Origin of the sequence: Nitrosomonas eutropha, from assembly GCF_900116685.1 — a bacterium.
Taxonomy (GTDB): domain Bacteria; phylum Pseudomonadota; class Gammaproteobacteria; order Burkholderiales; family Nitrosomonadaceae; genus Nitrosomonas; species Nitrosomonas eutropha_A.
Map to the genome: position 1 here is coordinate 430734 of NZ_FPBL01000001.1, position 19956 is coordinate 450689.

At 50.0% G+C, this 19956-nt stretch carries 20 protein-coding genes; 11 read left to right on the top strand and 9 right to left on the bottom strand.

Going from position 1 to position 19956, the window contains the following annotated elements; genetic code table 11:
- Positions 1-521: 521 nt before the first annotated feature.
- The 3 genes from BM331_RS02150 to merR all read right to left on the bottom strand — a co-directional run bounded on the left by BM331_RS02150 (position 522) and on the right by merR (position 4817).
- Entirely contained in the window at positions 522-3080 is a 2559-nt protein-coding gene (locus BM331_RS02150; RefSeq protein WP_074926611.1) for a tetratricopeptide repeat protein, read from the bottom strand.
- Entirely contained in the window at positions 3081-3827 is a 747-nt protein-coding gene (locus tag BM331_RS02155; RefSeq protein WP_256214779.1) for a recombinase family protein, read from the bottom strand. It lies immediately after the preceding gene.
- 534 nt (positions 3828-4361) lie between these two features.
- Positions 4362-4817, bottom strand: coding sequence for an Hg(II)-responsive transcriptional regulator (gene merR, locus BM331_RS02160; protein WP_001166628.1), 456 nt, complete (start codon positions 4815-4817; stop codon positions 4362-4364).
- 71 nt (positions 4818-4888) lie between these two features.
- Between merR and BM331_RS02165 the strand changes: the two genes are divergently transcribed.
- The 10 genes from BM331_RS02165 to BM331_RS02215 all read left to right on the top strand — a co-directional run bounded on the left by BM331_RS02165 (position 4889) and on the right by BM331_RS02215 (position 10158).
- Positions 4889-5239, top strand: coding sequence for a mercuric transport protein MerT (locus BM331_RS02165; RefSeq protein ID WP_001294660.1), 351 nt, complete (start codon positions 4889-4891; stop codon positions 5237-5239).
- Positions 5240-5254: 15 nt separating this feature from the next.
- Positions 5255-5530: a mercury resistance system periplasmic binding protein MerP gene (gene merP, locus BM331_RS02170; RefSeq protein ID WP_000732276.1), complete on the top strand. Its 276-nt coding sequence runs from the start codon at positions 5255-5257 to the stop codon at positions 5528-5530.
- A gap of 27 nt (positions 5531-5557) precedes the next feature.
- Positions 5558-5965, top strand: a complete 408-nt coding sequence (gene merC / locus BM331_RS02175) for an organomercurial transporter MerC (protein WP_000522993.1) — start codon at positions 5558-5560, stop codon at positions 5963-5965.
- Between the two features lie 38 nt (positions 5966-6003).
- A complete protein-coding gene (gene merA, locus BM331_RS02180) occupies positions 6004-7686 on the top strand; it encodes a mercury(II) reductase (protein ID WP_003055149.1) in 1683 nt (560 codons plus the stop codon).
- Between the two features lie 17 nt (positions 7687-7703).
- The gene (gene merD / locus BM331_RS02185) at positions 7704-8069 is read left to right on the top strand and encodes a mercury resistance co-regulator MerD (protein WP_001277463.1); all 366 of its coding nucleotides are present in this window, start codon (positions 7704-7706) and stop codon (positions 8067-8069) included.
- Positions 8066-8302 carry a broad-spectrum mercury transporter MerE gene (gene merE / locus BM331_RS02190; RefSeq protein ID WP_001087807.1) on the top strand — a complete coding sequence of 79 codons (237 nt, stop codon included), beginning with the start codon at positions 8066-8068 and terminating at the stop codon, positions 8300-8302. The genes merD and merE overlap by 4 nt, the downstream gene beginning before the upstream one ends.
- Before the next feature lie 65 nt (positions 8303-8367).
- Positions 8368-8580, top strand: a complete 213-nt coding sequence (locus BM331_RS02200; protein ID WP_000993245.1) for a DUF3330 domain-containing protein — start codon at positions 8368-8370, stop codon at positions 8578-8580.
- 130 nt (positions 8581-8710) lie between these two features.
- Complete coding sequence (locus tag BM331_RS02205; protein WP_074926612.1) at positions 8711-9271, top strand: recombinase family protein; 561 nt, start codon at positions 8711-8713, stop codon at positions 9269-9271.
- Positions 9272-9460: 189 nt separating this feature from the next.
- The gene (locus BM331_RS02210; RefSeq protein WP_218154531.1) at positions 9461-9748 is read left to right on the top strand and encodes a nucleotidyltransferase domain-containing protein; all 288 of its coding nucleotides are present in this window, start codon (positions 9461-9463) and stop codon (positions 9746-9748) included.
- Positions 9745-10158 (top strand): HEPN domain-containing protein, encoded by a 414-nt coding sequence (locus BM331_RS02215; protein WP_074926615.1) that lies wholly within the window; start codon positions 9745-9747, stop codon positions 10156-10158. The genes BM331_RS02210 and BM331_RS02215 overlap by 4 nt, the downstream gene beginning before the upstream one ends.
- Positions 10159-10266: 108 nt before the next feature.
- On the opposite strand, the gene BM331_RS02220 is transcribed toward BM331_RS02215, so the two are convergent.
- The 6 genes from BM331_RS02220 to BM331_RS02245 form a co-directional block, all read right to left on the bottom strand.
- The gene (locus BM331_RS02220) at positions 10267-10617 is read right to left on the bottom strand and encodes a DUF3147 family protein (RefSeq protein ID WP_074926617.1); all 351 of its coding nucleotides are present in this window, start codon (positions 10615-10617) and stop codon (positions 10267-10269) included.
- Positions 10614-13727, bottom strand: a complete 3114-nt coding sequence (locus BM331_RS02225) for an efflux RND transporter permease subunit (RefSeq protein WP_074926618.1) — start codon at positions 13725-13727, stop codon at positions 10614-10616. Before BM331_RS02225 ends, BM331_RS02220 begins: the two co-directional genes overlap by 4 nt.
- A gap of 12 nt (positions 13728-13739) precedes the next feature.
- Positions 13740-15293 (bottom strand): efflux RND transporter periplasmic adaptor subunit, encoded by a 1554-nt coding sequence (locus tag BM331_RS02230; RefSeq protein WP_074926620.1) that lies wholly within the window; start codon positions 15291-15293, stop codon positions 13740-13742.
- Positions 15290-16576, bottom strand: coding sequence for a TolC family protein (locus BM331_RS02235; RefSeq protein WP_074926621.1), 1287 nt, complete (start codon positions 16574-16576; stop codon positions 15290-15292). The genes BM331_RS02230 and BM331_RS02235 overlap by 4 nt, the downstream gene beginning before the upstream one ends.
- 21 nt (positions 16577-16597) lie before the next feature.
- Positions 16598-17389: a M56 family metallopeptidase gene (locus BM331_RS02240; RefSeq protein ID WP_074926623.1), complete on the bottom strand. Its 792-nt coding sequence runs from the start codon at positions 17387-17389 to the stop codon at positions 16598-16600.
- Between the two features lie 343 nt (positions 17390-17732).
- Positions 17733-18125, bottom strand: coding sequence for a BlaI/MecI/CopY family transcriptional regulator (locus BM331_RS02245; protein WP_074926624.1), 393 nt, complete (start codon positions 18123-18125; stop codon positions 17733-17735).
- A gap of 514 nt (positions 18126-18639) precedes the next feature.
- Here BM331_RS02245 and chrA point away from each other — a divergent pair.
- Positions 18640-19914, top strand: a complete 1275-nt coding sequence (gene chrA, locus BM331_RS02250) for a chromate efflux transporter (protein ID WP_083414652.1) — start codon at positions 18640-18642, stop codon at positions 19912-19914.
- Positions 19915-19956 lie beyond the last annotated feature (42 nt).

Here is a 19956-nt window from a genome sequence, read left to right on the forward strand (position 1 = left end):
GATAACTGTAATAACCTGCATATTCAAATAGGATCAACCTACATTTAGCGTGTTTTTCAGCCAGCAATAACTGCATCTATCCACCCCCGCAAACCAGAGATAACTGCAAATGAACCTGCATTTGATCGGTGCAAACCAGAATTAACTGCGACTGACGTGGTATTCCTATTGAATTGTCATTTCCATTGGTATTTTTAAATAATACTCAACGTTTACCGATGCATATTTACCATTCGATATAGAAGAAGCTGTCCACAATGTGTCGATGGAGAAGCTCGGAATCGGTAGTTAATAACCCGTGAAAGGTTTGATCGCAGGTGCCTATGATGCTTGCGAAGTTGTCTACGATCACCGGCAGAATAAGATTGTTCACACTCGAAAATCTCGACCACTTGAAATCAAGATCTGCCGAACGCTAACTGAGACTGCTCTATCATTGATTTTCGATACCTTTGCTCATCATTTCAATCCTTATTGCCAAAACGGACTAAGTATTGGACTGACAATATACGGTTTACGTTTTATTTCTTTTCAGTTTCACTTGCTTGCTGCAACAACTGTTGAATCCAATCCAGTTTTCCTTTAAAAAACTGGCGTTCTTGTCTCGCAAGAATTGTAAAAATTTCTTCTGCTTCTCTTAGGTAAGGTATGGCATTCTTAGGCTGGTGCCAGCTTAGATGAGCAAAACCGTATGCACTTAACGAATTTGCCACATCAGGCAGATAGACGGCAGGATGATTCCCGGCCAGTTGGCGGTATGTTGCTAAAGCCTCCTGGTAGAGTTGTTCTGCCTCTTCGCGGCGGCTGCTATCAGCTGCAACCAGTGATCCCAGGTTGTTGAGCGTCATCGCCACATAAGGCCGATAGACGGCAGGATTATTCCCGACTAGATGGCGGCATGTTGCTAAAGCCTCCTGGTAGAGTTGTTCTGCCTCTTCGCGGCGGCTGCTATCAGCTGCAACCAGTAATCCCAGGTTGTTGAGCGTCATCGCCACATCAGGCCGATAGACGGCAGGATTACTCTTGGCCAGTTGGCGGCGAATAGTTAATGCCTCCTGGTAGAGTTGTTCCGCCTTTTCGCGGCGGCTGCTATCAGCTGCAACCACTATTCCCAGGTTGTTGAGTGTCATCGCCACATCAGGCAGATAGACGGCAGGATGATTCCCGGCCAGTTGGCGGCGAATGGTTAATGCCTCCTGGTAGAGCTGTTCCGCCTTTTCGCGGCGGCTGCTATCATCTGCAACCAGGTTTCCCAGGTTGTTGAGCGTCATCGCCACATAAGGCCGATAGACGGCAGGATTATTCCCGACTAGATGGCGGTATGTTGCTAAAGCCTCCTGGTAGAGTTGTTCTGCCTTTTCGCGGCGGCTGCTATCAGCTGCAACCAGGTTTCCCAGGTTGTTGAGCGTCATCGCCACATCAGGCCGATAGACGGCAGGATTATTCCCGACTAGATGGTGGTATGTTGCTAAAGCCTCCTGGTAGAGTTGTTCTGCCTCTTCGCGGCGGCTGCTATCAGCTGCAACCAGTAATCCCAGGTTGTTAAGCGTCTTGGCCACATAAGGCCGATAGACGGCAGGATTATTCCCGACTAGATGGTGGTATGTTGCTAAAGCCTCCTGGTAGAGTTGTTCTGCCTCTTCGTGGCGGCTGCTATCAGCTGCAACCAGTAATCCCAGGTTGTTGAGCGTCATCGCCACATCAGGCCGATAGACGGCAGGATTACTCTTGGCCAGTTGGCGGCGAATAGTTAATGCCTCCTGGTAGAGTTGTTCCGCCTTTTCGCGGCGGCTGCTATCAGCTGCAACCAGGTTTCCCAGGTTGTTGAGCGTCATCGCCACATCAGGCCGATAGACGGCAGGATTATTCCCGACTAGATGGCGGTATGTTGCTAAAGCCTCCTGGTAGAGTTGTTCTGCCTTTTCGCGGTGGCTGCTATCAGCTGCAACCAGTAATCCCAGGTTGTTGAGCGTCATCGCCACATAAGGCTGATAGACGGCAGGATTATTCCCGACTAGATGGCGGTATGTTGCTAAAGCCTCCTGGTAGAGTTGTTCTGCCTTTTCGCGGCGGCTGCTATCAGCTGCAACCAGGTTTCCCAGGTTGTTAAGCGTCTTGGCCACATCAGGCAGATAGACGGCAGGATTATTCCCGGCCAGTTGGCGGCGAATGGTTAATGCCTCCTGGTAGAGCTGTTCCGCCTTTTCGCGCCGGCTGCTATCAGCTGCAACCACTATTCCCAGGTTGTTGAGCGTAGTAGCCACATCAGGCAGATAGACGGCAGGATGATTCCCGGCCAGTTGGCGGCGAATAGTTAATGCCTCCATGTAGAGCTTTTCTGTATCGACAAATTGATTGTTTTCTTGTAAAAATAGAGCGTAATCAAACAAACGTTCAGGGGTTCTACCGAGTTCCAATGCTTCTTCAAATAATTCTCTTGTTCGAGCCATACGCTGATCACCTAATTGATAATCTAGCGCAGTCAGTTTGGCTTTAAAGATATATTCAACCGCTAAACTATCAAGATAGGCTGTAGCCTCCTCAACCCGTTTCTTGCCTTGTTCTTTTTCTTTGAGCCAGTACTGCTTCTCCTGATTCATTTCTTTCTCATCCAATATCTCGCGGGCTTCTTGATATTTGCCTTGTTCAAAATATTGTCTTGCCTTCGCACCTCTCTCACTATTTAATGGAATTCTGTCGATCTCTGCCAGTAATTTATGGATACCCTCAATAAAATCATTTAAATTCTTTTCAGCCTTTTGTAACTCTTCTTGAAAATCAGGATCGTTTGGAAGTTTCACCAGATTTCTTCTGGCGTTATCAACTTTCCGCTTTAGTTCTTGATATTCGTATGACTGCGGGACAATGTCGAGATTGACATCACCACCAGCATTAATAGCAATACCGCTGGTATCACCAATAGTTTGTTTAATTTCTTTTGTACTTGTGCTCTTACTTTCTGGCACAACAAAACCCAGCACAATACTGACAATGTCCAATATTACCCCTTTATGCACCAGTCTTTCACCAGCGAATAACAGCACTAACCCTGCTAGCACCCAGACATTTACGGTTTTCAATTATTGGTCTTCTCCTGTCATTTCTATACTTCCATCTATGCTGGATGAATAAGTGTAACAACCTGCGTTTAAAACTGGATCAACCTGCTCTGCTTTCGCCACGCGATACATTGCCCATATTCGTTTGACCTGACTTTTGCTGCAATCTACAAGTCGAGAAGTTTCAGCGATACTATGGCCACTGGAGCGCAGAACGATGATTTTATCGTGCTTGGCCGTATCTACCGGGCGACCCGCATATTTACCGTTACGCCGCGCCAGTTCTATTCCTTGTTTCTGCCGCTCCCGGCGCGTCTCAAAGTCATCGCGAGCCATTTGTAGCGCAAGTTTCAAAAGCATATCCTGTACTGCCTCCAGAACGATACGGGCACTACCTTTGTACGTTTCCGCCAGTTCAGACAGATCAACCACACCAGGCACAGACAGCCGAGCACCTTTAGCGCGGATCGCAGCCACCAGCTTCTCAGCCTCATCAAGCGGCAATCGGCTGATCCGATCCATACGCTCGGCAATGACGGTATCTCCGGGTTGAAGCTCGTCGATCATGCGTAGCAGTTCGGGCCGGTCAGCCCGCGCACCGGATGCTTTCTCACGATAGGTGCCAGCAATGTAGAAACCTTCCGCCTTTGCCTGGTCAATGATGGTTTCCTGGCGCTTCAAATCCTGCTCATTAGTCGAAACCCGCAGATAAATGCGAGCAATCTTAAGGATTGCAGCGTTATCAACTGTTAGCATCTTGCCAGCCATGATTCATCCTCAGCCTATTCGTGACCCAACGATCAAAACAAGTTGTGTGTAAGTCAGCGGCGGCTGCAAAAACATCGATCATAGAGCCAAAGTAGCAGGGGGGTACCGAGAACATACAAAACAAGTGCCTTCCAAGTGATTGAACTTTGGTCGATCAAATGGAAGATCCCAACGCACAGCAGCGCGATGCAGCAGCGCACAAGGAAAAGCCTTGCTGATGACTCAATCCGTTGTTCTTGCAGTCGTTGTAATTTGCGGTTGTCGATCATATGGTTTCCTAGCCAATTTGGGGTAGCACCGATGCGCCGTAGTGCTTGGTTAGTTGGGGTATACCTTAATTGGCCATTTTGTCATAAGTAGCCAAAAATACGCAAGCGTAATCTATTTTGGCTACCTTGTTGTTAGCCACTTAAATTGGCCTATGTCATTTTCAGAAGATGATTGCACTAAATATCAGAAGTCAGTAACACATGACTACAATTCTTTTGGTGTTTTGATATAGGGGTCGTCTCAGAATTCGGAAAATAAAGCACGCTAAGGCGTAGTCACCCCGTGACTCCCCCGCGCCGATGCAGCGAGCTTCGTTCCGTCTTGCAGTGACGCAATCAGCGGGCAGGAAACGTTCCCTTTCCGCGCATGGCAGGCGCACACCAGTTCAGACAGCACGGCCTCCATGCGTGCCAAGTCGGCCATCTTCTCGCGCACATCCTTGAGCTTGTGCTCGGCCAGGCCGCTGGCTTCCTCGCAATGGGTGCCATCCTCCAGCCGCAGTAGCTCGGCGATTTCGTCCAGGCTAAAGCCCAGCCGCTGGGCCGATTTCACGAACCGCACTCGTGTTACATCCGCCTCGCCATAGCGGCGAATGCTGCCATAGGGCTTGTCTGGCTCCGGCAGCAGGCCCTTGCGCTGGTAGAACCGGATGGTCTCCACATTGACCCCGGCCGCCTTGGCAAAAACGCCAATGGTCAGATTCTCAAAATTAATTTGCATATCGCTTGACTCCGTACATAACTACGGAAGTAAGCTTAAGCTATCCAAACCAAATTTGAAAGGACAAGCGTATGTCTGAACCACAAAACGGGCGCGGCGCGCTCTTCGCCGGTGGGCTGGCCGCCATTCTTGCGTCGGCCTGCTGCCTGGGGCCGCTGGTTTTGATCGCCTTGGGGTTCAGCGGGGCATGGATCGGCAACCTGACGGTGCTGGAACCCTATCGCCCGATCTTCATCGGCGCAGCGCTGGTCGCGCTGTTTTTCGCCTGGCGGCGCATCTACCGCCCGGCGCAAGCCTGCAAACCGGGTGAGGTCTGCGCGATTCCCCAAGTGCGAGCTACTTACAAGCTCATTTTCTGGATCGTGGCCGCGCTGGTCCTGGTCGCGCTCGGATTTCCCTACGTCATGCCATTTTTCTATTAATCACAGGAGTTCATCATGAAAAAACTGTTTGCCGCCCTCGCCCTCGCTGCCGTTGTTGCCCCCGTGTGGGCCGCCACCCAGACCGTCACGCTGTCCGTACCGGGCATGACCTGCTCCACCTGCCCGATCACCGTCAAGAAGGCGATTTCCAAGGTCGAAGGCGTCAGCAAAATTGACGTGACCTTCGAGACACGCGAAGCGGTTGTCACGTTCGATGATGCCAAGACCAGCGTGCAGAAGCTGACCAAGGCAACCGGAGACGCGGGCTATCCGTCCAGCGTCAAGCAGTGAGCCACTGAACCCGAACCTGGGGCGATCATGGGACTGATTACACGCATTGCCGACAAGGCTGGCGCGCTTGGCAGCGTTGTTTCCGCGATGGGATGCGCTGCCTGTTTCCCGGCTATCGCCAGCCTGGGCGCGGCCATCGGCCTTGGCTTTCTACAGGAATACGAAGGGTTGTTTATCTCCAAGCTGCTGCCGCTGTTCGCAGTCGTGGCTTTGCTGGCGAATGCACTGGGCTGGCTGAGTCATCGGCAATGGTACCGCAGCCTGCTCGGGATGGTCGGCCCAGCCATCGTGCTGGCGGCCATGCTCTTGTTTTTTGGCAATTGGTGGACGGCGAACCTCCTCTATGTCGGTCTGGCCTTGATGATCGGGGTGTCGATCTGGGATCTGCTCTCACCGGCCAACCGCCGCTGCGAACTACCACCCAAACACGGCTAACTGCATTGGCAGTTGCCGAAACGAAAAGGAACGATGCAATGTATTTGAATATCACCGGAATGACCTGCGACTCGTGCGCGACACATGTCAAGGACGCCCTGGAGAAAGTGCCGGGCGTGCTGTCGGCGCTCGTGTCCTACCCGAAAGGCTCCGCGCAACTCGCCACCGATCCCGGCACCTCGCCAGAGGCGCTGACCGCCGCTGTGGCCGGCCTCGGCTACAAGGCCACACCCGCCGATGCCCCATCCACTTCAGCGCGGGGCAGACTGCTTGGCAAGGCGCTGGGATGGCTGGGCGGTGGCGACAAGGCTGGTGGTGATGGGGACGGACTGCACGTCGCCGTTATTGGCAGCGGCGGAGCCGCGATGGCGGCGGCGCTGAAGGCCGTCGAGCAAGGTGCGAACGTCACGCTGATCGAGCGCGGCACCATCGGCGGTACTTGCGTCAATGTCGGCTGCGTGCCGTCCAAGATCATGATCCGCGCTGCCCATATCGCCCATTTGCGCCGTGAAAGCCCATTCGACAGTGGCATCGCGGCGACTGTGCCTGCGATTGATCGCAGCAAACTACTGGCCCAGCAGCAGGCGCGCGTCGATGAGCTGCGCCACGCCAAGTACGAAGGCATCCTGGACAGCAACCCGGCCATCACCGTGCTGCATGGTGAAGCGCGTTTCAAGGACGACCAGAGCCTTGCCGTCCGTTTAAACGATGGCGGCGAGCGTGTGGTGGCGTTCGACCGCTGCCTGGTCGCCACGGGTGCCAGCCCGGCCGTGCCGCCGATTCCGGGCCTGAAAGAGTCACCCTACTGGACTTCCACCGAGGCCCTGGTCAGCGACACCATTCCCGAGCGCCTGGCCGTGATCGGCTCGTCTGTGGTGGCGCTGGAACTGGCGCAAGCCTTTGCCCGGCTGGGCAGCAAAGTGACGATCCTGGCACGCAGCACGCTGTTCTTCCGCGAAGACCCGGCCATCGGCGAGGCCGTTACAGCCGCGTTCCGTGCCGAAGGGATCAAGGTATTGGAACACACGCAAGCCAGCCAGGTCGCGCATGTGGACGGCGAATTCGTGCTGACCACCGGGTACGGTGAAATACGCGCCGACCAGCTGCTGGTCGCCACTGGCAGGGCACCGAACACGCGCAGCCTGGCATTGGAAGCGGCGGGAGTCGCTGCCAATGCGCAGGGGGCCATCGTCATCGACAAGGGCATGCGCACCAGTACGCCACACATTTATGCGGCTGGCGACTGCACCGACCAGCCTCAGTTCGTCTATGTGGCGGCAGCGGCCGGCACCCGTGCTGCGATCAACATGACTGGCGGCGATGCGGCCCTGGACCTGACCGCAATGCCGGCCGTGGTGTTCACCGACCCGCAGGTCGCCACCGTGGGCTACAGCGAGGCGGAAGCACATCACGACGGGATCGAGACCGACAGTCGCACCTTGACCTTGGACAACGTGCCGCGTGCGCTTGCCAACTTCGACACACGCGGCTTCATCAAGCTGGTCATCGAGGAAGGTAGCGGACGGCTCATCGGCGTGCAAGCGGTGGCCCCGGAAGCGGGTGAACTGATCCAGACGGCGGTGCTCGCCATTCGCAACCGTATGACCGTGCAGGAACTGGCCGACCAATTGTTCCCCTACCTGACCATGGTCGAAGGGCTGAAGCTCGCGGCGCAGACCTTCAGCAAGGACGTGAAGCAGCTTTCGTGCTGCGCCGGATGAGGAAAAGGAGGTGTTCAATGAGCGCCTACACAGTGTCCCGGCTGGCCCTTGATGCCGGGGTGAGCGTGCATATCGTGCGCGACTACCTGCTGCGCGGATTGCTACGGCCGGTCGCGTGCACCACGGGCGGCTACGGCTTGTTCGATGACACCGCGTTGCAACGGCTGCGCTTTGTACGGGCTGCCTTCGAAGCGGGTATCGGCCTGGACGCACTGGCGCGGCTGTGCCGGGCGCTGGATGCTGCGGACGGTGACGGTGCGTCTGCGCAGCTTGCCGTGTTGCGGCAACTCGTCGAGCGTCGGCGCGAGGCCCTGGCCAGCCTCGAAATGCAACTGGCCGCCATGCCAACCGAACCGGCACAGCACGCGGAGAGTCTGCCATGAACAGCCCAGAGCACTTGCCGTCTGAGACGCACAAACCGATCACCGGCTACTTGTGGGGCGCGCTGGCCGTGCTCACCTGTCCCTGCCATTTGCCGATTCTCGCCATTGTGCTAGCCGGCACGACGGCCGGCGCGTTCATCGGGGAGCACTGGGGTATTGCAGCCCTCACGCTGACCGGCTTGTTTGTCCTGTCTGTGACGCGGCTGCTGCGGGCCTTCAAGGGAAGATCATGACCGCTTCCCAGCCAGCCGAGAGTGGGCAGCTTTGAGCTTCGCTACCAATCTGGAGGAGTACCACCATGAACGCAAACGCCCCGAACACTGCCAGTTGCACCACCTGCTGCGTATGCTGCAAAGAAATTCCGCTCGATGCCGCCTTCACCCCGGAAGGCGCGGAATACGTCGAACATTTCTGCGGGCTGGATTGCTATGAACGCTTCCAGGCACGCGCCAAGGCCGCGACAGAATCTGACATTGCGCCTGTCCCTGGCGGTTCGCAGCCGTCAGATTGAGGCATACCCTAACCTGATGTCAGGATACATCGCGCACAAGCGTCAGAATAGGGTGCCAATCAAATTTTATTGACATTTCTAATCAAAGGTAATAGATTTCACTCTGACATATATTACTTTTGGAGTTAATTTGTCAGGTAAGCGCATTGGTTACGTTCGAGTCAGCAGCTTTGACCAAAATCCGGAACGACAACTGGAAGGTATTCAGGTAGATCGTGTATTTACTGATAAGGCATCGGGTAAAGATACCCAGCGACCACAACTTGATATGTTGCTAGATTTTGTACGTGAAGACGATACAGTCGTCGTCCATAGCATGGATCGTCTGGCACGTAACCTGGATAATTTGCGCAAGCTGGTACAAGATCTTACCGGGCGAGGTATCCAGGTTGAGTTTGTCAAAGAACGATTGATCTTTACTGGTGAGGATTCACCGATGGCCAACCTGATGTTGTCGGTGATGGGATCTTTTGCGGAGTTTGAACGTGCCCTGATCCGCGAGCGGCAGCGAGAAGGCATTACACTTGCCAAACAACGTGGAGCCTACCGGGGACGCAAGAAAATGCTCAATAGTGAGCAGGTAGCAGAATTAAAGCGAAGAGTTATGGCAGGGGAACAAAAAACGTTAATTGCCCGCAACTTTGGTATCAGCCGTGAGACGCTATACCAGTATCTGAAAATGGTGGATTGACATATCAGTCAACATGTTTTGGTTTTACACTTGACGCTTAAGTCATTCTTGATAGAGTTCCTGAATTCTTAGTTGAATTTATTCAGGTACCAGCTTGAATAGAAAACCAGAAAATTCGGATTTCATTGTGGGATTTATATGAATCGCATTGATCATGACACAGAGGAAGCAGTTCGTCTCTTCCTCACCTTGATCGGTAATCGCTACGACATAGCTGAAGCTATTGTCTATGGCAGTCGTGCGCGTGGCACGCACCGCCCAGACAGCGATGCGGACGTTGCTGTGCTCTTGCGCGGCGAGCATCAACGCCTCCTGGTCGCCAAGCTGGATATGGCCGATGTTGCTTTTGATGTATTACTCGAAACTGGCATTCTCATCTCACCGCTTCCAATCTGGCTTAACGAGTGGGAGCAGCCGGAGAATTACGCGAACCCCGCCTTGCTACACAACATCATCCGGGAGGGAGTTAGATTATGAGCAATCGACAACTGACATCAGGCATCTTGATGGCAAAGGCTAACACGGCCTGTTTGCCCGCGCGAGCCTTGCTCAATCTTGGTGACGTGGATGGCGCAACCAACCGTGCTTACTACGCTATGTTCGACGCTGCCCGCGCAGCGTTACTGGCATCGGGTGCACCGGTAGAGTCAAATATTGGTCGCACCCATAGCGGCCTGATCGGGGCTTTCAGCAATTTTTTGGTCAAGAACGGCCCGGTATCGAAAGAGGTGGGGCGCCTTCTGAACCGAGCGCATGAAATCCGGCTGGTAGCCGACTACAAAGGTGATTCCGTCGAGCCTGCCGATGCGCGGGAGATAGTAGAACAAGCTGAAATTTTCGTTACCAGTTACCACTATACGGGCCAATTTCATGCTAGAAGAGTCTGACAACAACGACAGCGGGATGACGCCATTATAAATCGCATCAACAAGCATGTGAGTACTCCGCAATGGAATACAAACCAGTGTGAATAAATGTAAGCCGTTACAATTAGGCTACAATTTAATATCAAAGTACTTCAGAATAAATATCATTATAAAATAACAGCCAGCTGTCGCTGATAGGGAAAAACCCATGCTCAGATAGAAGTTAATTCCTGCTTTAAGCAACAATGGCAAGCTGACAAAGAAGACCAGAGAGGGAATAACCATCCAAAAAATACCAGTTGCCAGATCTGCTACTTTCCCTACATCTTGGGTATCAATATAAAGCCAGAACATCGCCAAAACGGAGGTAAGTGGCAGAGAAGCCAGTAAAGCGCCAATCAATGAACTGCGTTTCGAGAGCTCAGCTATTGAAACTATCAACAGACTGGTAATGACCACTTTGATAAAAATGTAGATCATTCTGTGGAACTGTTATTGGTTAATACTTTCCGCAAAGAACCGAAGCGTAAGTACAAGGATGGGATTACCAACATGTTAAGAGTAGTCGATGTCACTAGCCCAAACAGAATGACAATGGCCATTGGCGCCTGAATTTCACTACCAGGTTCTCCACCCGCCAATGCCAGAGGAATCAGTGCAATACCTGTCGCCAAGGCAGTCATCAGAATAGGTGACAAGCGCTCAAGAGCACCCTGTTTAACAACCTGGTATAAATCACGCATACCTTCTTCCTGGACGAGATGGTGAATATGGCTGACCATCATGACGCCGTTGCGTGTGGCGATACCAAACAGGGTAATAAAGCCAATAATAGAAGCTACAGATAATATACCGCCCGAAATATAAATACCTATCACGCCCCCAATCAGCGCGAGTGGTAAATTCAACATCACCAATAACGCATCGCCCACCGAATGAAAGGCAACAAACAGCAGCAGAAAGATACCTGTAATAACAATAAAACCGACAATGGATAATGTTTGAGTGGCTTGCTCAGCGCTTTCAAACTGTCCCCCATACTCAACATGATAGCCGCTAGGGAGGCTGACATTTTGTTCTATACTGGTACGAATATCCTTGACTACGCCAGCCAGGTCACGTTCGGCAACATTAGCCATAACCACAATCTTGCGCTGCGTATTTTCACGGTTGATGGTGTTCGGATTTCGTGTTTTGCGGATATCAGCCAAGGCATGTAAAGGTAATTGAGCACCAGAAACGGTCATGATAAGTGTGGAACGGATGATGTCTAAATCTTCCGGTGTGCCAGCGCCATAACGGACAACCAGGTCAAAACTACCAACATCTTCCATTATTCTTGACACAGCCTGACCGGCAAAAGCCGTTTCGATCGCTGTCGATACGGTATCGATCGTCAAACCATAGCGGGCAATCGCTTTTCTGTCGAATTTGATATCCAGAAATGGTACATCGGCGGGATTGTCGATTGATACATCTACCGCTCCACTCACTTTGGCCGTCAGACCCTTGATCTGGTTAGCTAATCTCCGCAGTTCAGTCAAACCCTGACCAAAAATCTTGATGGCAATATTAGCGCGTGTGCCGGACAGCATGTGGTCGATACGATGGGAAATAGGCTGACCAATGACGATTGTCATGCCAGGCACGGCAGTCAAAGATGTCCTTAAGTCAGACAAGAATTCACTTTTACCGCGATCTTGCATCTTTAAACTAACATCAATTTCTGAAGCAAAAACCTGCTGCGCATGTGGATCCAATTCCGCACGCCCAGTACGCCGAGCTGTTGAGATCACTTCCGGATGCTGCAAAATGATTTCTTCCACACGTTGCGCGAGCTGGTCTGACTGCTGCAAGGAAGTTCCTGGAAGAGTAACTGCGCTAATGGTCAAGCTGCCTTCATTGAACTCTGGCAAAAAGGCCCGTCCAGAAAATGCTAATGCAATCAAAGCTACGGTAAGACCCGCTGCTGAAAGCATACTGATTAACTTCCACCGTTTAAGAGTATGCTCCAGCAAGAATAGATACTGTTGCTTTAGCCAAGTCACTAAACGGCCTTCCTTATCTTCACGAATTGCATGGGAAGCAGGTAATAGAAGGCTACAAAGTGCCGGAGTGATGGTTACTGCAACTAATAATGAAGCGGCGATGGCTACGATATAAGCAAAGCCTAATGGCTGTAATAAACGGCCTTCTATTCCACTAAGAAAAAATAGCGGCAAAAAAACCAGGATAATAATCAGAGTAGCAAAGACGATTGAACCCAGAATTTCATGACTCGCTTTGAACACCAGAGTAATCACCGGGAGACGTTTTTCTTCTGGCAAACGGCTGTTTTCCCGCATACGCCTGACCGTATTTTCGACAACAATGATGGCATCATCGACTAAAGCACCTAGCGCGATAGCCAGACCACCCAAGGTCATCGTATTAATGGTCGCGCCCATGGCTTTCATTGTCAGAATCGCAGCAATCATGGATAGTGGAATGGCAAGCAAAGTAATTAATGTTGCCTGTCCACTCATCAGGAATATAAAAATAATCAGAACTACCAGAACTGCACCATCCCGTAATGCATTAAATAAATTATGAATTGAAACTTCGATAAAATCAGCTTGCCTGAAGATATTTGCATCAAGTGTCATGCCTTTTGGAAAAGAGCTTTGAATATTCGTCAATACTTCATCCAGACGCTGGGTGAGCTCTAAAGTGTTTACACTCGGTTGTTTGAGCACGCCCAGGATGACAGCTGATTTACCATTATGCGAACCGGTACCGCGTTTAAGTGCCGCACCTATCTTAATGTCGGCAACATGCCGAATAAGTACGGGCTGACCGTTGCGCTCGGCGACAACAATTTCATTGATGTCATCCAGATGGAGAATTCTACCGATGCCCTGAATTAAATACTCCAGGCCTGAAACAGTGTAAAAGCCGGCAGAAGCATTGCGGTTACTGTCCCGGACAGCATTGACTACCTCAGCTAAAGTAAGCTTATACGCGGCTAGACGCTCAGGTCTGACTTGGACTTGATATTGTTTGGTGTCCCCTCCTATCGGAATCACTTCCGCAACACCTGGTACTGACAGCAATCGCCGCCTGACAATCCAGTCCGCCGTGGTTTTTAGCGTTAGGCTGTCATGCTGATCTGATTGCAAGGCAATAAACAAGATCTCTCCCATCACGGAAGCGATCGGTGCTAGCACTGGACTTGCGATGTTAGGTGGCAGACTGCTACGAGCCAGCTGCAGTTTCTCCGCGACTATCTGGCGAGCTTGGTAAATATCAGTATTCCAGTCGAATTCGACGATAATTACTGCCAGACCCATACCAGAATTGGATCGCACGCGACGTACTCCGGTCGCGCCGTTCAAAGCAGTTTCGATAGGAAAGGTAATCAGCCGTTCGACTTCGCTAGGTGCCATGCCGCGCACTTCGCTGATGACAGTGACAGTAGGAGCCGTTAGATCTGGCAAAACATCTACAGCCATACGCTGAGCTTCATAAATACCCCATAACAACAGGAGAGCAGAGCCGACTAATACAAACAAACGATTTTTTAATGACCAGGCGATAGCTTGTGCAATCATAATTAGTAACCGCTAGTGTGCATGGCCATGAGCACCTGATTGCGCAGGCGATGAAGCAGCCAGAAAAACCAGATAGGCACCTTTTGTTACGACACGTTCCCCTTCATTTAAGCCACTGAGTACCTGCACAAAATCACGATCCCTAAGTCCTAACCGCAACACCCGGCGTTGAAATGACTCCCCTCCTGACTGTACGAAAGCTACATCCTGGCCGTTATCATCAATGAGTGCCGTCTCAGGTACGGCAATTGATGCTATTTTCTCGCCTGTATAGATGCGTGTCTGCACTAATGAACCGACTGATAATTGCCTCTGTGGATTTTGGAACTCGACAACCATAGGCACCGTGCGTGTGACTGAATCAATTACTTGACCGTAAGAAATAAGTTTGCCGTTTTCGCCTAACTGAATCTGGAATTCGCTAGTGAAGCCGTCCACTTTAAAGCCAACTCGCTCAGGTTTTTTCAGTTGTGCAACATCGGATTCGGCAATTCTCACTTCCAACCATAAGGTATCGGGGTTGATGATGTGGAACAGTTCTTTACCTTCCTCGACATAGCTGCCAGAAGCAACAGTTACTTGTGCCAGAATACCGCTGATCGGTGCGTAAACAGGCACTCCGGAAGCACGTCCAATAGTTTGGTTACACGTTTGCTCCAGGCGTTTCCTTGCGGCGTTCAACTGGGCTTTCGTAACTTCAGCTCTACTTTGTGCTTCGACAACCCTGCGCTTGGCAACCGCCTCGATCTCAAAGAGCGGTTGTAGACGATTCAATTCACTGCGAGCCAGTTGATCTTCCGCTTGTGCTTTTTGAACCTCAAACTCCAGTTGTGCCATATCAGTGGCACCACTGAGGCGTGCCACCAATGAAGCCAGTATTTGTCCCTGTTTCACTGGCATGCCCACTTTCGGCAATACGTCAGCCTGTGTCAGTAAGTGCCCACTGGTTGGGGCACTGACATAGGCTTCATTTCCGGCAGAAGCTTTTAGGAAACCTAGTGCCTGTACTGATTGTTGCAATTCATGTTGATCAATAATTTCGGTGGCAAAATCTATTTTCCATTGTTGTTCCTTGAGGAAGGGAATATCGCCGCTGTCTTCTTCTTGTTCAGCATCTGCTGCAGCAAGAGCTGCCGCGAGATCCGGGTAAACTGGCACTTCACCTAATTCGTGGCGGACCGTAAATGCCTTCGATGCCAATTCAATAGTAAGTTGTCGCTGACCCGCATAGCGAGGCTCCACCTTGATGACGAAGATACCGGGTACTGAAGGTGAGTTAATTGAGAATCGCTCTGCAGGATAATCTTTACTGCTCAAAATAACTGTGGCCGTGCCTTCTGTAACAGGATGAAAGTCACTGAGCCTGGAAAAATGCGCCGCAAACAGGGATGCCTGCCCGACTGTTAATGCCCGGAATTCGACAAACAGTTCAGTTTTATCACTGTAGTGAGTAAAATCATATGCTGTAGGCTTTGATAATTGGCTATCAATGTTTGTATTCTGTCTGCTACAGGCTGTCAGAAGTATCAGGAAAAGTAGAGTGAGGATTCTCATTACATTATTCATGGAATGATCCCAGTGTCTGTCAATCGATCCAGTTCAATACTTGCAGTGCGGGCCTTACGCATAAGATCTAATCTGTCCAGATCATAGGCCCATCGTTCACGATAGGCATCCAGTAGCTCAAAAACTCCAATTTCACCAGCTTGATACGAAATGCTAGCGATATTGATAAGTTCGTCCGAGACAGTTTGACCTCGTTGCTCAAAGGTCTGTATCGCTTGTAACAGACCTGTCAATTCTTGCCATGAGCCGCGAATTTCACCATATGTTTTTTGATGCTCCAGGCGGTACTTGCCGTCAACCTTTTGCGCCTGCGCACGATAGCGTATTCGCTCGGCATTATTCTGACTCCAGAGTGGTAATGGTATTTCTATGCTGACCAGTAACGCTGTATCGGAATAGTTGGTGGCATTAAACGTTTTGGCACCAACACCAAGATTGAATTTGGGAATTTTCCAGCGCTCAGCTGCTTCTGAATTTAAGTTAAGAGCGGATTTTTGTTTGGCGAGGCTTTGCAAAGCCGGATTCTGTTCCAGTGCTGCCAAGAGCTGATCTAAAGCCACAGGTGCTGCTGGCAAGAGCTCGCCTGAGACGCCAGACCCAAAATCCACTGTGTCATAGTCTCCCCACAAAGCATTTAGTAGCTCCCAGCTGTGATGCAGCGCTGCTTGCTCAGCTTGTTGGTGTGTCACAGCAGAAGCATGTTCGCGCTGCAAACGTTTTAAATCATAACCGGGTACGTCGCCCGCAAAAGCCCGTTTGCGGATAATTTTCTCTAGTTCAACGAGGTGTTGTAACCAGGTACTAATAGCCTGCAACCGCAGTTGCTTATACAACACGTCAAAGAAATACAGGCGAGTTTTAGCTTTGAATAAGGCAAGACGGGATTGTGTTGCATCTGTGGCAGACAGCAGGCGAAATTCGGCTGCTGATTGTCTTAATTTACGTCGCCCGCTTAAATCAATACTCTGCTTGATCATGTAAGATTGTTCAGTTGCATTTTGGTCTCGCAAGCGAGGGTTATCCAGCAAATAATAGATCGTTGGGTTTTCCCAGTGCGAATATTCTTCAATATCACTTTGCGCCTCGTTGATAGTACCTTTGATCCAATCTTGGATACTGGCCTGTTGCAAAACCTTTTCTACCGTCTGTGCTTCAGTTAAAAATGCAGCCTTTTGTGCATATGCTGGTACAAAAAGCATTAGCAGAGCCATAAATAAAGTGTTTGTCACAAAATACCGATTATTAATCGGTATTTTTGGTAGATGATTTTTGAACTGAGCCATTCTATAGATTGCTCATGAGAGTTAGATTAAGTGATGCAAAGGCATAGTTACCGCCAGCATGCCACTAAACAAAATACTAAAAAATAGTACTGTATAAAATATACTGCTACGACTTACTGGTTTGGGTGGCTCCAGCAGTTGTTGAATCCTGACATCAATATGACTGCCATTGAACGCAGTGGTACCTATATCCTGTTCCGGAATCCGTGTATTTAATTGGCGAGCCAGATTAACGATGGTTTCTGCCACAAAAATACGATCCCTGACCTTCAGCACAGCAGTTTCATCGCAGATTTGTTCCTGTGACAATGCCAAATCAGCCAGTAAATGTCGACGTAGAGCAGGAAAATGAAACAGAGCTGCCAAATTCATTAATAAGCGATGTAACACATCGCGTCGTCGGCAATGTGCTTGCTCATGCGCCAGTACTACATCCAACTGTTTAACCGATAACTGATCCATGAGCTGTGTGGAAATAAAAATACGAGGTGTAAACAGGCCACAAGAGAAAACAAATAAATACTTACTGGCAATGCGATAAACACCAGCTTTATGATCCAGTCGGCTGACCATCCGGAGTGCTGCTTGAAAATTTTGATGCCTGGTCAGTAACTGGATACCTTTATATATATTAAACAACATGATCATCGCTAGCAGGCTGCTTCCACCTTGCCATAACACATTAGGTAGATGAACAATTGGATCAAACCAGCAAAAATGTGCTATGCCATTAGTATGGCTGGCACAGTGTTTTGTTGCTATTTCATGACTATCTGTCCAGGAAGGAAATAATCCGCCTAAAGCCAATAGCATCCCTATTAAAACGGGGCTCAGCAGCCACAACGTCAATAAATTAAACCGTATATAGCAAGGCAGTTGAATCAGTTTGTCCTTCGTCCATGAATACAAAGGTATAGATAGTAATGCCGCTGAACCCGTAAAAAAGAGTAGCGCTAAAAAGCCTGACTGGATTAAATGTAGGGTCACAGTAAGCTTTTAGTATCGTATTCCAGGGAGGTACTAACTAAACCAATAAATGTCATTGCAACTTCAAATGTAATAAAGCAGGTAACAATCCAGATGATTTTTATAATCAATTTTCTGGATCACCATGTCGCTATATTTCTTGGCAATGACAACATAAATTAGCGTTTCCCTAATTCTTTAAGCGATATTCATTAATCAACTGCTCTAGTTTATCCAACCGAGAATCATCAGTATGATGAGCCGCAATATCGATGAAAGCAGCCAACATACTATCGGTGTCTTCTTTAGAGATGACCTTAACAACATCCTTGATCATGCGGCCCATAAGTTCATCACGGCTTACGGCAGCGTGATAAATATAAGCATGACTGATTTTTTGACGCATCAATAGCTTCTTCTTGAATAAGCGTTCAAGTGTAGATTGAATGGTATTGTGTGAAATGCCACGCATTTTCCCCAAAGTGTTATAAACGCCTTTGGCATCGAAGTCGCCGTTGCTCCATAGATATTCGAGAACTGCCAATTCCAGCTCGCCTAAATGAAAACGCTTTGAACCATACATAAAGCAATCAACTACGCAAGTAGCCTGACAATTAAAAAGATAAGTTTAGGCATCAATAAACCGACTGTCAATCGGTGTTTTATAGACCTAACCTATAAAATATAGGTTTTGAGCCTTGCCGAGCAAGTCGGATCAGAACGTATATCTGTCACCGAGAAATACCCAGCACTTGAGCAGCAACATCAGCAATTCTGATAGTCGACCACACTTTGAGCGCTGCCAGTAGTCTACCCTGTGGCGGTGATCAAGAGAACAGCCAGTTACACCCAGTCAACTGATGCAATTATCTTCTGAAAATTACAGATTGAGTCCAATAAATGGACGTTTTTTGCACCAACGTCTGTGCCCCGATTTGCACTTCCTATTTTTCTTTTTAGTCTGTTCTTGTTTTTTCCAACAATAAAAATTAACATTGCACCCTAAAATTTGGGGATTTAGCAGCCTCCCCACTCAAGACGCTCGCGTCCAAGGCTTGCTCCAATCTTAAGGTTAAATTCCCTATAGAGGAGAACGCATGGACGCTTCAAACCAAGGTACCAAAGTACCGAATTCAGATACATCCCCTATTTCGCTGAATGAGAGCGCGGTACGCGTACCACACGAGTCGCTTGGTCGTCTCTTTTTGCGCTTTTTGAAGTTCGGTTCACTGGCGTGGGGTGGGCCCGTTGCGCAGATCGCGATGATCCAGCACGAACTGGTCGAGGAAGAGAAATGGGTGAGTCGGCAGCACTTCAACCGGGTATTAGCAATGTATCAGGTGCTGCCAGGCCCTGAGGCACATGAGTTGTGCGTATATTTCGGCATGCTGGCGCGTGGGCGCATCGGTGGTATTCTGGCAGGATTGGGCTTCATGCTGCCTGGCTTTATACTCATGATGACTCTGTCGTGTCTGTATATTCGTTATGGACTACAGACGACAGGCACTTTTGCAACCATTTTCGCAGTCGTGCAAGCGTCTGTTGCAGCACTCATCGTACGCGCAGTCCATCGTATCGGCAGTCATGTATTGATCGATCGATGGTTATGGCTTATCGCGATCATTGCGACGGCTGCTCAGCTCACAGGCGTTCACTTCACAATCATACTCATTGCAGGAGGCGTAATTTACGTATTGGCGAAGCGAGATAAAACGTCGCTTGCCATCTCCTTGATGATCCTGTGCGCCCTTGGAGTAATCGGCGTGCTTGTTTCTAACGACTTCCATCTCGTCGGTATGGGTAATGTGGCGGTTCAACAGGGCCAAAGCGAGGCCCAGCGGTCGCTATGGGAGCTGTTCATCTCAGGACTAAAGGCAGGGATGCTCACATTTGGCGGTGCCTACACCGTTATACCGTTCCTACAGGAGGATGCTGTTACCGACGGTGCCTGGATGACGAATACCGAATTCCTCGATGGCCTGGCGCTATCCGGTTTGCTGCCCGCACCACTGATTATCTTTGCGACGTTTGTCGGTTACCTTGGCGACGGAGCTATGGGAGCAATCATACTGACAGCAGGCATCTTCCTGCCTGCCTTTGCCTTCACGCTCCTTGCGCACGATCCTCTGGAGAAATTGGTCAGCGAACCGCGTGTACGTGAGTTCCTCGAAGGCATCACGTCAGGTGTCGTCGGTCTGATCGCAGGGACAAGCATCGCCCTGGTGGTGGTGAGTGTTGTGAACATCATAACCGTGATTATCTTTACTGTAGCACTCGCCGCACTTTTTTATTTCAAATCCAAGCTGATTATCCCACTCGTTGTTGTAGGCGCTGCGTTTGCGGGTTTTGCGGCGAGCTTTGTATCGGTGTAGTGGGTAAGCGGGGTAGACGAAGACTCGTTTACTCCGCAGGAA

Coding starts and splice junctions, on each gene's coding strand:
- merP (WP_000732276.1), top strand. CDS start 5,255: ATGAAAAAACTGTTTGCCGCCCTCGCCCTCGCTGCCGTTGTTGCCCCC.
- BM331_RS02220 (WP_074926617.1), bottom strand. CDS start 10,617: ATGATCTACATTTTTATCAAAGTGGTCATTACCAGTCTGTTGATAGTT.
- merR (WP_001166628.1), bottom strand. CDS start 4,817: ATGCAAATTAATTTTGAGAATCTGACCATTGGCGTTTTTGCCAAGGCG.
- BM331_RS02165 (WP_001294660.1), top strand. CDS start 4,889: ATGTCTGAACCACAAAACGGGCGCGGCGCGCTCTTCGCCGGTGGGCTG.
- BM331_RS02230 (WP_074926620.1), bottom strand. CDS start 15,293: ATGAATAATGTAATGAGAATCCTCACTCTACTTTTCCTGATACTTCTG.
- merE (WP_001087807.1), top strand. CDS start 8,066: ATGAACAGCCCAGAGCACTTGCCGTCTGAGACGCACAAACCGATCACC.
- BM331_RS02245 (WP_074926624.1), bottom strand. CDS start 18,125: ATGTATGGTTCAAAGCGTTTTCATTTAGGCGAGCTGGAATTGGCAGTT.
- BM331_RS02200 (WP_000993245.1), top strand. CDS start 8,368: ATGAACGCAAACGCCCCGAACACTGCCAGTTGCACCACCTGCTGCGTA.
- BM331_RS02235 (WP_074926621.1), bottom strand. CDS start 16,576: ATGGCTCAGTTCAAAAATCATCTACCAAAAATACCGATTAATAATCGG.
- BM331_RS02155 (WP_256214779.1), bottom strand. CDS start 3,827: ATGGCTGGCAAGATGCTAACAGTTGATAACGCTGCAATCCTTAAGATT.
- merC (WP_000522993.1), top strand. CDS start 5,558: ATGGGACTGATTACACGCATTGCCGACAAGGCTGGCGCGCTTGGCAGC.
- BM331_RS02215 (WP_074926615.1), top strand. CDS start 9,745: ATGAGCAATCGACAACTGACATCAGGCATCTTGATGGCAAAGGCTAAC.
- merA (WP_003055149.1), top strand. CDS start 6,004: ATGTATTTGAATATCACCGGAATGACCTGCGACTCGTGCGCGACACAT.
- merD (WP_001277463.1), top strand. CDS start 7,704: ATGAGCGCCTACACAGTGTCCCGGCTGGCCCTTGATGCCGGGGTGAGC.
- BM331_RS02225 (WP_074926618.1), bottom strand. CDS start 13,727: ATGATTGCACAAGCTATCGCCTGGTCATTAAAAAATCGTTTGTTTGTA.
- BM331_RS02240 (WP_074926623.1), bottom strand. CDS start 17,389: ATGCTATTGGCTTTAGGCGGATTATTTCCTTCCTGGACAGATAGTCAT.
- chrA (WP_083414652.1), top strand. CDS start 18,640: ATGGACGCTTCAAACCAAGGTACCAAAGTACCGAATTCAGATACATCC.